Origin of the sequence: Pseudomonas sp. RC4D1, from assembly GCF_018390395.1 — a bacterium.
Classification (GTDB): domain Bacteria; phylum Pseudomonadota; class Gammaproteobacteria; order Pseudomonadales; family Pseudomonadaceae; genus Aquipseudomonas; species Aquipseudomonas danubii.
This window is the reverse complement of record NZ_JAHBAW010000001.1, coordinates 2,652,549-2,665,436: the sequence shown is the minus strand read 5'-3', so window position 1 is coordinate 2,665,436 and position 12,888 is coordinate 2,652,549. Positions and strand designations below refer to the sequence as shown.

Below are 12,888 nucleotides of genomic sequence, written 5' to 3'. Positions count from 1 at the left end.
CCTCGCCACCCCGGCTCTCGCATCATCCCCCACGACAAGGAAGGCACCATGGGTAACCCCGTCCCAACGCTTAAAATCATCCTGATCCTGATGATCGTCGTTGACTCGTTCTGGTTCGGTGAGCGCCTGCTGTCCCTGACCGGTTTCAGCGTATTCGACTGGCTGCCGAGCTCGGTGATCAATCTGGTGGGCCTGTTCGGCAGTCTGCTGATGATTCTCTTCAACGTGCTGTTGATCGGCCTGCTTGCGCGCCTGCAGCTCAAGCCCGAGTAAACGCAGGACCTGTAGCCGCTGCCGAAGGCTGCGAACGAGCCGCAGGCTCGCCAGCGTCCTGACGAATGCCGAGGCCCCTGCGGGCCTGTCGCAGCCTGCGGCAGCGGCCACAGGCGTATTTCAGCCATTCATGCTGTGGAAGTGCGCCAGCATCCGTTGCGGGTTGGCGCTCTGGCCGCTGAACAGCTCGAACGCCTTGACCGCCTGGAACACCGCCATGGTGCCGCCATCCAGGGTTCGGCAACCCAGGGCGCGGGCATTGCGCAGCAGCTCGGTTTCCAGCGGGAAGTAGACGATCTCGGCCACCCACAGCTCCGCCCGCAGCAGTTCCACCGGCACCGGCGTGCCCGGCAGCTTGGCCATGCCCATGGGCGTGGTGTTCACCAGGCCGTCGGCGCTCGCCAGGGTGCTGGGCAGGTCGCCACCGGCCTTGGCCCGAGCGGCGCCGAAATGCTGGTTGAGGTTGTCCGCCAGGCTCTGCGCCCGCTGGTTTTCCACATCGAAAATGCTCAGTTGCTCCACACCCTCACTGAGCAGGGCGTGGGCCACTGCCGCTCCGGCGCCGCCGGCCCCCATCTGCACCACGTGCCGTCTGGCCACGCCTTGCAGACCGCGCCGGAACCCTTCGGCAAACCCCAGGCAGTCGGTGTTGTGGCCGACCCGCTTGCCGTCCTTGAGGACCACGGTGTTGACCGCGCCAATGCCGCGAGCTTCCGGGGACAGTTCGTCCAGTAGCGGCAAGATGCTCTGCTTGCAGGGAAAGGTGATGTTCAGGCCGGTGAAGTTCATCCGTTCGGCGGCGCTGAGCAGGTCGGGCAGGGCGCTGCTGTCGAGCCCCAGCTGGTCCAGATCGATCAACCGGTAGAGGTAGCGCAGGTTTTGCGCGTCGCCTTCGTGTTCATGCAGGGCCGGGGTGCGTGAAGCCTGGATGCCGGCGCCGATCAGTCCGGCGAGTACGCCTGTATGGCCTGTCATAGACCTTGCTCCTTGAACCGCAGGCTGAAGTGTTCCAGCGCCAGGCGATAGCCGTGGCTGCCAAAGCCGCACATCACCGCCAGGGCAATACCCGAGACAAAGGAGTGATGGCGGAACGGTTCGCGGGCGTGGACGTTGGACAGGTGCACTTCGATCACCGGCAGTTCACTGGCCACCAGCGCATCGCGGATCGCCACCGAGGTGTGGGTCCAGGCGGCGGGGTTGATCACGATGCCGGCGCAGCGCCCGCGGGCGGCGTGGATCCAGTCCAGCAATTCGCCTTCGTGGTTGGTCTGGCGAAACTCCACGGCCAGGCCCAATTCCTCGGCGGCACGGCCGCACAAGGCCGAGACATCGGCCAGGGTTTCGTGGCCGTAAGTGGCAGGTTCACGGCTGCCGAGCAGGTTCAGGTTCGGGCCGTTAAGCACCAGAACGATAGGACGCATGGGGGTAGATCTCCGTTGTTATTGTCAGCCTCGGGAGAGGGTACGAGGCACTGGGGAGGTAAATTGTACTAACTGGTTAATTTGGTCAATTGATGGCCGAGAGCGGAACCCGGGAAGGCTGATTAAGTGTTCGATAACCGAACGCTGTTGTTGGCGATGGCCGTGGCGAGGCCTTGCCCGGCAATAAATGCTGACGACTTTGCGGCTGCCCGGAGGCCTTCCTGACCTTCTCCGGGACTAACCTCAAGCAGGTCACCTCACTGCTGCCCTTTCAGGCCGGTGGTCGGATTAATCATGGAAACACGAGTCTTTGGACTCGATAACCTAACGGATGGGTTAGCATGAAAGTGTTCGTTTACAAGGGCTATGCGGTCGTCGTCATGTTGCGTGACGAACATTGCCCACCCCATGTGCATGTGGATGGCGGTCGTTGGAGTGCCCGTTTTCGCTTCAGCTTCTGGCACAACGGCGTCGAGCTCTGGGACGTTGTCCCCCATGGCCGTCGCCCGGCACTGGCAGTCCTTGAAGGCTTGCGCCAGGCCTTGAAGCAACGGGTGCATCTGGCTCGGCGTATCTGGTGGAGCAAGCTGCGCACCTTGTGCCTTGAGCAGCAGTTGTGGGATTGGCAAGCGAACGCTGTGGTGGAAGGTTCAAGCGCCGGCTGCAGGGTGTACCTGATCGAGTCAGCGCACTACGAGGAACAACGAAACCTGACTCGCCTGACCCTTGTGGGTGCGGCGCAAGGAGTGGAGATCGAACTATGAAAGTCGTCAAAGCAGCGGTGCCCGTCGATGTGCCCTTGACCCAGGAACTGCTGGATCAAGCGGTCGAACGTGGTGAGGCGCGTCACGACGCGGGTTTGCAAGTCAGTACCTTGAGCTATGCGGCCGGGTGCCTGTGCCTGGGCTTTGCCGATGGCAGCTCGATTCATTTGCCTGTGGAAAACTATCCGGAGCTGGCGGCGCTGAGCGACACCCATTTGCAGCAACTGCAGCTGGGCTTTTCCGCCACAGCGGTGTGCCATGAAGCCGTGGATCTGCAGGTGTCGATTGTCGGGCTGCTGTCGGCCAGCGAGCCGCTGATGAAACTGGCGACCCAGTTAGTCGCCTCCCGTAACGGTCGGCAAAGCAGCGCGGCCAAGGCTCGGGCGGCGCGCCTGAATGGCAAGAAGGGCGGCCGGCCGCGCAAGGTCGAGGTGCCAGCCTAGGTCCTGGAAAGCGGCTGGCAACTGGTGTAAGTGATCGCTAATGAATACTGATATCAATTGAAAATCATTCTCGACTGGCCGTAAGATGCCGGCAATTTCCTTCATGTTCCAGGGAGTCGGTTTGTCGGACGTGGATCTCAAGGGACTGTTTCTCAAGCATGCCGCGACCTTGCGTGGGTACCTGGCGCGCAAGGTACGGGACCCGCAGTTGGCCGCAGATCTGGTGCAGGAGAGTTTTCTGCGGCTGGCCGAGCAAACGCGCGGTGAGCGGATCGACAACTCCCAGGGCTATCTCTACCGCACGGCGAACAACCTGCTGATCGACCATGTACGTCAGGAGGCGCGGCGCAAGACCGAGACCGTGCCCCATGAAGTACTGGCCGACATCGAGGATGAGGCGGCCGGGTTGGAGGCTCAGGCGATGGCGCAACAACAGCGCAAGGCACTGAAACAGGCGATCACGGAGCTGCCTGCGCGCACTCAGGAAATCTTCCGCCTGAACCGTATCGAAGGCATGACCCACGCCGAGGTGGCCCGGCACCTGAATATCTCCGACAGCTCGGTGCAAAAGCACCTGTCCCGGGCGCTGGCTTATGTGATGCAACGCCTGCAGGCTACCGACGGTCGGCCGGTTGACCAGTGAGTTACGGTAAAAGTCGGGGTCAGACGTCACTGCTTATATATAACGAGAAATCGAGATTCACACGTGAATAGCCAGGGTCCGCAAGAGCGCAGTATCACCGAGGCCGCCGCCGATTGGGCGGTGCGTTTGCACGCGGGAGGCCTGAGCGCCACCGAGCAGGCGCAGCTTGCCCAATGGCAGGCCGAGGACCCGCGTCATCCCCAGGCTCTGGTGTTTGCCCGGCAGACCTGGGAGGCCTTGGGCGAACTGCGCCTGGACCCCGAGCTGGCGGCCACTGCCCCACCAAGACGCCAGGTGGAACGGCCTGCGGCGACAATACAGCGCCCGCGCCGTCGACGCCGGCTGGTGCGGGTCGCCAGTGCGGCCATGCTGGTTCTGGCGGTGGCCCTGGGCTGGCTGCAAGGGCCGCAGGCACTGCTGTACCTGCAGGCCGACTACCAGACCGGCAAGGGCGAGGTGCGCATCGTGCAACTGGCCGATGGCAGCCAAGTGGAACTGGACTCGAGCAGCGCCATTCGCCTGGATTACAGCGGCGACAAGCGTCAGATCCAATTGCTGGCCGGCTCCGCAGTGTTTGATGTGGCGCCCATGGTCGGAGAGGAGCAACGACCTTTCATCGTGCACAGCGCCAGCGGCCAGACCCGGGCCCTGGGCACCCGTTTTGTGGTCGGGCGCGAGAGCGATCAACAAGCCTGGGTTGGGGTGTTGCAGCACAGTGTCGCCGTGAGCCTGGATGCCCCGGCGCAACGCGGCGTTTCCGAGCGGGTTCTGCAAGAGGGACAGAGCGTGCGCTATGACTCGCAGTCGGGGGTGGTGGCACTTGATGGGCTCGACCTGCAGCGCGCCACCAGTTGGCGACGTGGAGTCCTGGTGTTCGATCGCCAGCCCTTGAGCGTGGTGGTGGAGCGCCTCAATCGCTATCGACCCGGGCGGGTGGTGCTGACCAACAGTGCCCTGGCCCAGCGTCAGGTCAGCGGTGTGTTCCGTCTGGATATGCTCGACGCGGCCCTGGTCACCCTCACCCAGGAGTTGCAGGTGCAGCGTTTCGACCTGGCCGGCGTCAGCCTTATTTATTGAGGCCTGCGGGCCTTTTTTCACCTTCGGCGAAAAATAACTGAAAAAACCTTACTGAGTTTTCCTGCCTGGCACGTCTAGCTAATTGAGATGCATTCGCATGCACAGAAAGTAGCCAGCGCAGGAATCAGGAACATGAGGGTAGGCAGTCGCACTGGAATTCACGCCGCAAGTCGTCTGGCCCTGGCCATTCACTTGGGCGTAGCAGGGCTGTTGGCAGGAGGCGGTTTGTTGCACGCGGCAGAGCCCGTGGGCGTAGCCCCGCAGAGTGCTCAGCAACCACGCGAACTGGATTTCGATATCCCTGCCCAGGCCCTCGGCAGTGCGGTGCTGGCTTTTGCCGAGCAGGCCGGGGTGCAGGTGCTGTTCGACAGCCTGCGCCTGCATGGCTTGCACAGCTCGCCGCTCAAGGGCCGCTACGGCGCCGAGGAAGGACTGGCCCGGCTGCTGGGCAATGCGCCGGTGGAGTACCGCTTTAGCGGCGAGCGCCAGGTGACCCTGAGTCGGGTGGAGACCGGACGTGATGGCGCCCTGGCCTTGGCCCCCACCACGATTTCCGGCGACCTCGAAGGCCGGCAGAGCGATTGGGTATACAACGCGCCACGCTCGGTGAGCGTGGTCGGGCGCGAGCAACTTGATCGCAATCCACCGCGGCATGCCGCCGAAATGCTGGAGGAAACGTCCGGCGTGTATTCGGCGCTCAGCCAGCAGGACCCGGGCGTGTCGGTGAACATCCGCGGCATCCAGGACTATGGTCGGGTCAACATGTCGGTGGACGGCATGCGCCAGAACTATCAGCAGAGCGGCCACCAGCAGCGCAACGGAACGCTCTATGTCGACCCCGAGCTGCTCTCCGAAGTGGTGGTGGAGAAGGGCGCCACCTCCACCATGGGCGGGGCTGGAGTGATCGGCGGGGTCGCCAACTTTCGCACCATCGAGGCCCGCGACCTGCTCAAGCCCGGCCAGGAGATCGGCGGCCGAATTCGCCTGACCACCGGCTTGGGCGGCCGCAGCAACGGCACTCACTTCATCGGCAGTTCCGCCTTCGCCATCGGCACCGAAGTCTGGGACATGCTGCTGGCTGCCAGTGAACGACACCTGGGGGACTACAAGCCGGGGACCCGTGGCGGCATTGGCGAATTGCGCACCGGGAGCTGGATGGACCCGTCGATCAATGATCGAGTGAAGCATTCCAAGGTGGCCTATTCCGCTTCGGTGATGCGCTCGCGCCTGGTCAAGCTGGGGCTCAACCTGCCCCAGGACCAGCGTCTGCAACTGAGCTACCTGACCACTGAGGTGTCCTACGACGACGCCAACATGATGAACACCGAGAACAAGGATCAGCTCTGGGAAAAGCTCGGCAGCAGCGATGTGCATTCGCAGAACGTCGGCCTCGACTACAGCTACACCCCGGACAACCCGTTGATCGACTTCAAGGCCAAGCTCTATTACGTCGACAACAGCAATGACCAGAGCACCCTGACCCGCCGCAGCAGCCCTGGCTACTCGATCACCTACCAGACCGATACCTATGGCGCCCAGGCGCAGAACACGTCGACCTTTGCCCTGGGCGGGCTGTCCACGCTGAAGGCCAACTACGGCCTGGAGTTCTTCTACGACAAGGTCCGTCCCGACTCCAGCCAGCCGGTGCCCAAGGGCTCGGCGGTCAGTGCCTCGCCTGCGGCGAGCATGACCCCCGAGGGCGATCGAGCCCTGGGCAGCCTGTTCACCCGCCTGGACTTCGACTACGACGGTTGGCTGAACCTCAATGCCGGCTTGCGTTACGACCGCTACCGCCTGCGCGGCGAAACCGGAATCAACACCCGCACCTTCGTGATCGGCAAGACGCCCCAGCAAATCTCGGTGCCGGTGGCCTATGACATCGACAACCAGGAAGGGCGCTTCTCGCCGACCTTCGGCCTGTCGGTCAAGCCCGGGGTCGAGTGGCTGCAACTGTTCGCCAGCTATGGCAAGGGCTGGCGGCCACCGGCGGTGACCGAAACCATGATCACCGGACGCCCCCATGGTGGAGGTTCTGAGAGCACCTTTCCCAACCCCTTCCTCAAGCCAGAGCGCTCCACCACCTGGGAAGCGGGGGTCAACGTCTTCAAGGAAAACCTCTGGTTCAACGATGACCGCCTGGGCATCAAGGTGGCCTACTTCGATACCCGGGTCGATGACTTCATCTACATGGCCATGGGCGTGCAGCCCCCGGGCTATGGCTCCCCCGGCATCGGCAACAGCGCCTACGTCAACGATCTCAGCAGCACCCGCTTCAAGGGCGTCGAGTACCAGCTCGACTATGACGCCGGTCGCGCCTACGGCCAGCTCAATTACACCCACATGATCGGCGACAACGATTTCTGCATGAAGACCGCCTGGCTGGGAGGGGTGACCCAGCCGGTGAAGAACGGCACAGGGCGGGGCGCGATTGTCACCGGCATGCGTCCCGATGATGCGGCCAACAATGCCAGCCGCTGCAACGCCGCGATCCTCGGTTCGGCCGAACACATGCCCATGGACCGCGGCACCCTGACCCTGGGCGCGCGCTTTTTCGAACGCAAACTGGATATCGGTGCCCGGGCCCGCTACAGCGCCGGCTACTCGATCGCCGGCTCGGCGACTGGGACCGTGAGCCAGACCGGTGTCTACCCGGCCGACTGGAAGCCCTACACCGTCTACGACCTGTATGGCAGCTACCGGGCCACTGAAGAACTGACCCTGCGCCTGGCCATGGAAAACGTCACCGACCGCGCCTACCTGGTGCCCCTCGGCGATGTCCTGGCCTTCACCCTCGGCCGTGGCCGCACCTTGCAGGGCACCGTGGAATATCAGTTCTGACCGCTTTTGCCCATTGAAGGGCAAAACCGCAGCAGGCACTGGCGTGCTGCGGACCTGACCCACCTAATGTATTGGAGTTTTGCATGAGCATTTCGATCTCTTACAGCGCTACCTACGGCGGTAACACTGTTGCGCAATACCTGACTGACTGGTCGGCCTATTTCGGCGACGTCAACCACCGCCCAGGCGAAGTGGTTGATGGCACCAATACCGGTGGTTTCAACCCGGGCCCGTTCGACGGCACCCAGTACGCCATCAAGAGCACCGCCAGCGACGCCGCCTTCGTGGCCGACGGCAACCTGCATTACACCCTGTTCAGCAACCCGAGCCACACGCTGTGGGGCTCGCTGGACAGCGTTTCTCTGGGCGACACCCTCGCCGGTGGTTCGGGCAGCAACTACCACCTGGTCAGCCAGGAAGTCAGCTTCAGCAACCTGGGCCTCAACAGCCTGAAAGATGAAGGCCGTGCCGGTGAAGTGCACAAGGTGGTCTACGGCCTGATGAGCGGCGACAGCTCGGCGCTGGCCGGCGAGATCGATGCCCTGCTCAAGGCGATCGACCCAAGCCTGTCGGTGAACTCCACTTTCGACGACCTGGCCGCCGCCGGTGTTGCCCACGTCACCCCGGCTGCCGCCGCCGCAGCCGATGTCGGCCTGGTGGGTGTGCAGGACGTGGCCCAGGACTGGGCACTGGCCGCCTGAGTGCCGGCTTGAGGCATAAAAAAGCGAATGCAGGATCGCTCCTCCATTCGCTGGTTTGACTCACCTCCGTCGCCCGAGTTTTCGAAGGCCAGGGCGGCGGCGGTGGCAAATTCTGGGGAGCGCCGGGGTGCCTGTCAACGCACCGGGCGCGCCTCTTGTCGTTCCGCTCTGTCTGAGCGGAAGACCCTGTATCCCTAAACTCTGCACAGGACACCTTGATGAGCAGGCCGAATCCACTTGCCGCTTCCGAGACGCTGGCGGCCCTGACGGCCTACAAGGGCGGCTTTTTCAACATCGGCCTGTTCTCGGCGGTGATCAATCTGCTGATGCTGGCCCCGGCCCTGTACATGCTGCAGGTCTACGACCGGGTGCTGGCCTCGGGCAATCAGATGACCCTGTTGATGCTGACGCTGATGATCCTCGGCCTGTTCGGCCTGATGGGGGCGTTGGAGTGGGTGCGCAGCCAGGTGGTGATCCACCTCGGCACCCAGATGGACATGCGCCTGAACCAGCGGGTGTATGACGCCGCGTTCGAGGCCCAGCTCAAGGGCAGCCCCCAGGCCGCCGGCCAGGCCTTGAATGACCTGACCGCGCTGCGCCAGTTCGCCACCGGCAATGCCTTGTTCGCCTTCTTCGACGCGCCCTGGTTCCCGGTCTATCTGCTGGTGATCTTCCTCTTTCACCCCTGGCTCGGTCTGTTGGCCCTGGGCGGTGCGCTGCTGTTGGTGGCGCTGGCCTGGATCAACCAGCATATCTGCCAGGCGCCGCTGGCCCAGGCCAGCCAGTTGTCGATCATCACCAGCCAGCAGGCCACGGCCAACCTGCGCAACGCCGACGCCATCGAAGCCATGGGCATGCTCGGCGCGCTGCGCGAGCGCTGGTTCGTCGGTCACCAGGGCTTTCTCGCTCAGCAGAACCTGGCCAGTGAAAAGACCGCCACTATCAGCGCCTGGTCCAAGGGCGTGCGCATGGCCTTGCAGTCCCTGGTATTGGGCCTGGGCGCGTGGCTGGCGGTGCAGGGGCAGATCACCCCGGGGATGATGATCGCCGGCTCGATCCTCATGGGCCGGGTGCTCAGCCCCATCGACCAGTTGATCGCGGTCTGGAAGCAATGGAGCTCGGCGCGCCTGGCCTACGAGCGCTTGTCCGAGCTGTTGCAGGCCAATCCGCCACGGCCGGTGCGCATGAGCCTGCCGACGCCCAAGGGCAAGTTGAGTGTCGAGCAATTGAGTGCCTGTGCCCCGGGAAGTCGCCGTCCGGCCCTGAGCAACCTCGGCTTCACCCTGGAGGCCGGCCAGGTCCTGGGGGTGATCGGCCCTTCCGGTTGCGGCAAGTCCACCCTGGCTCGGCTGTTGGTCGGTGCCTGGACGCCCCTGACGGGAAAGGTGCGCCTGGATGGCGCGGACCTGGCCCAGTGGGACAAGCAGCAACTGGGCCCGCATATCGGCTACCTGCCCCAGGACATCCAATTGTTCGCCGGCAGCATTGCCGAGAACATCGCGCGTTTCGGCGCGCTGGACTCCGATCAGGTCCTGCAGGCTGCGCAAATGGCCGGGGTGCATGAGTTGATCCTGCAACTGCCCCAGGGCTATGACACGCGCCTGGGTGAGGGTGGTGCCGGGCTGTCCGGCGGGCAGCGCCAGCGCATCGGCCTGGCGCGTGCGTTGTACGGCTTGCCGGCGCTGATCGTGCTCGACGAACCCAACTCCAACCTTGATGAAGCTGGCGAACAGGCGCTGTTGCAGGCCATCAGCCAACTCAAGCAACGGCAGCGGACCCTGGTGCTGATCACTCACAAGCCCAACGTGCTGACCCTCACCGACCAACTGATGATCCTGCGCGAAGGCCAGCTGCAAGCCTTCGGCCCGACGGCGCGGGTGCTAGAGGCGAACCAGAAGGCCAAGGCCGCGCCGCCGCCCGCGGTACCGGTGAGTAATCCGGTGACCAGCCTGAACATGAATTACCGACTGGGCGTGGCCGGCGGCGAAGGGAAAAAAGCATGAAGGCGAATGTATCCACAGGCTCTGTTGCGCCGCTCGCGGGGCCCGCCGCCAGCAATGTGTTGTCCCTGGACGACAGGAAGTATTCACGCCTCGGCTGGCTCCTGGTGCTGGGAGGCTTTGCCGGGTTTATCGGCTGGGCCGCCCTGGCGCCGCTGGACAAGGGCGTGGCGGTATCGGGCAAGGTCATGGTCTCGGGCCATCGCAAGACGGTGCAGCACCAGAGCGGCGGCATCGTCGAGCGGATCGAGGTCAAGGAGGGCGACCGGGTCAGCGCCGGGCAGGTGCTGCTGCGCCTCAACGAGACCCCGCTGCGCACCCAGATGCAGTCCTTGCGCAGTCAGTACCTGGGGTCCCTGGCCAGCGAAGCGCGACTCAATGCCGAGCGCGATGGCGCCAGCGAGATCGTCTTTGATCCTCAGCTCCAGGCCTTGGCGAGCGAACCTGAGGTGGCCGCCAGCCTGGCCCTGCAACGGCAGCTGTTCAGCAGCCGGCGCCAGGCCCTGAGCATGGAGCAACAGGGGATTGCCGAAACCATTGCCGGCTCCGAAGCGCAGTTGCGCGGTACCCGGGATTCCCAGGCCAGCAAGCGGCAACAGCGCAGTGCCTTGAACGAACAGTTGCAGGGCCTGCGGGAGCTGGCCCGGGACGGCTACATCCCGCGCAATCGCCTGCTGGACAGCGAACGCCTGTACGCGCAGATCGACGGCTCGATCGCCGAGGACTTCGGCCGCATCGGCCAGTTGCAGCGGCAGATCCTCGAACTGCGCCTGCGCATCCGCCAGTCCACCGAGGACTTCCAGAAAGACCTGCGCAGCCAGTTGGCCGACACCCGGATTCGCACCGAAGACCTGCGCAATCGCCTGGCCTCCGCCGAGTTCGAACTGGCCAACAACCAGGTGCGCGCCCCGGCTGCCGGGGTGGTGGTGGGCCTGGAGGTGTACACCGAGGGCGGAGTGATCAAGCCGGGCCAGCCGCTGATGGACATCGTGCCCCAGGACGAGCCGCTGCTGGTGGAGGCGCGGGTGCCGGTGCAACTGGTGGACAAAGTGCACCCGGGGCTGCCCGTGGAACTGATGTTCTCGGCCTTCAACCAGAGCACCACGCCGAGGGTGCCGGGGGAAGTGACCCTGGTGTCCGCCGATCGCCAGGTCGACGAACGTACCGAAGAGCCCTACTACACCTTGCGCGCCACGGTCAGCGCCGAAGGCATGCAGCAGTTGCAGGGCTTGCAGATCCGTCCGGGGATGCCGGTGGAGGCCTTTGTCCGTACCGGCGAGCGTTCGATGCTCAACTACCTGTTCAAGCCCCTGCTGGACCGGACTCATATGGCGTTGGTGGAAGAATGACTCGCGCCTTTTGCTTGCTCGCGCTGCTGTGCCTGCTGAGCAGCCCGTCGGCCCTGGCCCTGGGTTTGCTCGATGCCTACGATCTGGCTCTGCGTAACGACCCGACCTTCCAGGCGGCGATCAAGGAGCGCGATGCCGGTGAAGAGAACCGGGCCATCGGCCGTGCCGGGCTGTTGCCGAACCTGTCCTGGAGCTACAACAATTCGCGCAACCAGTCCGAGGTGACCCAGGACACGGTTCGTGGCGATGTCACCACCGATCGTGACTATCGCAGCTATGCCTCGACTCTGACCCTGCAACAGCCGTTGCTGGACTACGAGGCCTATGCGCGCTATCGCCAGGGCTCGGCCCAGGCGCTGTTTTCCGACGAGCGTTTTCGCGGCAAGAGCCAGGAACTGGCGGTGCGCCTGCTCAGTGCCTACAGCCAGGCGCTGCTGGCCCAGGAGCGCATCGAACTGAGCCGGGCACAGAAACGCGCCTACGCCGAACGCTTGCAGCTCAATGAACGTCTGCTCAAGGGCGGCGAGGGCACCCGCACCGATGTGCTGGAGACCCAGGCCCGTTTGAGCCTGGCCCTGGCGCAAGAGATCGAGGCCCAGGACCAGCAGGATGCGGCCCTGCGCGAGCTGCAAGCCATAGTCGGCGAGCCGTTGCAGATCGACGAGCTGGACCCGCTGACCCGGCAGTTCGAGATCCAGCCGCTGCAGCCCAACCGCTTCGACAGTTGGCGCGACCTGGCCATGGCCAACAACCCTGAACTGGCTTCCCAGCAGCAGGCCCTGCGGGCGGCGGAATACGAAGTGGAGCGCAAGCGCGCCGGGCACCTGCCCAAGATCAGCCTGTACGCCAGCAGCCGGCAGACCCGCTCTGATTCGGAGAGCACCTACAACCAGCAGTACGACACCAACACCGTGGGTATCCAGGTCAGCCTGCCGCTGTTTGCCGGTGGTTCGGTCTCGGCCTCGACCCGCCAGGCGGCCAGTCAGCTGTCCCAGGCGCAATATGAACTGGATGCGCAAACCGCCAATACCCTCAACCAGCTGCGCAAGCAGTTCAACCTCAACACCAGTGCCGCGGCCAAGGTCCGCGCCTATGAAATGGCCGTCAGCTCAGCCGAGGCCCTGGTGACCGCGACCCGCAAAAGCGTGCAGGGTGGCGAACGGGTCAACCTCGATGTGCTGGACGCCGAGCAGCAACTGTTCACTGCCCGTCGTGACCTGGCGGATGCCCGGCATGCCTACCTGCTGGCACGGATTGAGCTCAAGTACTACGCCGGCCTGCTCAATGAACAGGACCTGCAGCAACTGGCCGGGTACTTTCAACCCGCGGGCTGACCTTGTGGCCGCTGCCGCAGGCTGCGACCGGGGCGCAGCCCCGCA

General features: G+C 64.2%; 12 protein-coding genes. 10 read left to right on the top strand and 2 right to left on the bottom strand.

Annotation, left to right across the window (positions count from 1 at the left end):
- Window positions 1-48: 48 nt before the first annotated feature.
- The gene (locus KHO49_RS12300; RefSeq protein ID WP_016967259.1) at window positions 49-273 is read left to right on the top strand and encodes a hypothetical protein; all 225 of its coding nucleotides are present in this window, start codon (window positions 49-51) and stop codon (window positions 271-273) included.
- Window positions 274-393: 120 nt separating this feature from the next.
- Here KHO49_RS12300 and KHO49_RS12295 read toward each other — a convergent pair whose 3' ends face one another.
- The gene (locus tag KHO49_RS12295; RefSeq protein ID WP_110652065.1) at window positions 394-1,248 is read right to left on the bottom strand and encodes a shikimate dehydrogenase; all 855 of its coding nucleotides are present in this window, start codon (window positions 1,246-1,248) and stop codon (window positions 394-396) included.
- Complete coding sequence (gene aroQ, locus KHO49_RS12290) at window positions 1,245-1,694, bottom strand: type II 3-dehydroquinate dehydratase (protein WP_102865405.1); 450 nt, start codon at window positions 1,692-1,694, stop codon at window positions 1,245-1,247. The genes KHO49_RS12295 and aroQ overlap by 4 nt, the downstream gene beginning before the upstream one ends.
- Before the next feature lie 341 nt (window positions 1,695-2,035).
- On the opposite strand from aroQ, the gene KHO49_RS12285 reads away from it, so the two are divergent.
- The 9 genes from KHO49_RS12285 (at window position 2,036) to KHO49_RS12245 (ending at window position 12,843) form a co-directional block, all read left to right on the top strand.
- Entirely contained in the window at window positions 2,036-2,458 is a 423-nt protein-coding gene (locus KHO49_RS12285; RefSeq protein WP_102882290.1) for a DUF4160 domain-containing protein, read from the top strand.
- Window positions 2,455-2,901, top strand: a complete 447-nt coding sequence (locus KHO49_RS12280; protein WP_110596220.1) for a DUF2442 domain-containing protein — start codon at window positions 2,455-2,457, stop codon at window positions 2,899-2,901. Before KHO49_RS12285 ends, KHO49_RS12280 begins: the two co-directional genes overlap by 4 nt.
- A 121-nt stretch (window positions 2,902-3,022) precedes the next feature.
- Window positions 3,023-3,544 carry an RNA polymerase sigma factor gene (locus KHO49_RS12275; RefSeq protein ID WP_102865512.1) on the top strand — a complete coding sequence of 174 codons (522 nt, stop codon included), beginning with the start codon at window positions 3,023-3,025 and terminating at the stop codon, window positions 3,542-3,544.
- Between the two features lie 63 nt (window positions 3,545-3,607).
- Window positions 3,608-4,621, top strand: coding sequence for a FecR family protein (locus KHO49_RS12270; protein WP_213665067.1), 1,014 nt, complete (start codon window positions 3,608-3,610; stop codon window positions 4,619-4,621).
- 132 nt (window positions 4,622-4,753) lie between these two features.
- Complete coding sequence (locus KHO49_RS12265) at window positions 4,754-7,459, top strand: TonB-dependent receptor (RefSeq protein WP_213665066.1); 2,706 nt, start codon at window positions 4,754-4,756, stop codon at window positions 7,457-7,459.
- A gap of 83 nt (window positions 7,460-7,542) precedes the next feature.
- Window positions 7,543-8,160, top strand: a complete 618-nt coding sequence (locus tag KHO49_RS12260; protein ID WP_102865410.1) for a heme acquisition protein HasA — start codon at window positions 7,543-7,545, stop codon at window positions 8,158-8,160.
- 218 nt (window positions 8,161-8,378) lie between these two features.
- Window positions 8,379-10,163 carry a type I secretion system permease/ATPase gene (locus KHO49_RS12255; protein ID WP_110596218.1) on the top strand — a complete coding sequence of 595 codons (1,785 nt, stop codon included), beginning with the start codon at window positions 8,379-8,381 and terminating at the stop codon, window positions 10,161-10,163.
- A complete protein-coding gene (locus tag KHO49_RS12250) occupies window positions 10,160-11,509 on the top strand; it encodes an HlyD family type I secretion periplasmic adaptor subunit (protein WP_213665065.1) in 1,350 nt (449 codons plus the stop codon). The genes KHO49_RS12255 and KHO49_RS12250 overlap by 4 nt, the downstream gene beginning before the upstream one ends.
- The gene (locus KHO49_RS12245) at window positions 11,506-12,843 is read left to right on the top strand and encodes a TolC family outer membrane protein (RefSeq protein ID WP_213665064.1); all 1,338 of its coding nucleotides are present in this window, start codon (window positions 11,506-11,508) and stop codon (window positions 12,841-12,843) included. The genes KHO49_RS12250 and KHO49_RS12245 overlap by 4 nt, the downstream gene beginning before the upstream one ends.
- Window positions 12,844-12,888 lie beyond the last annotated feature (45 nt).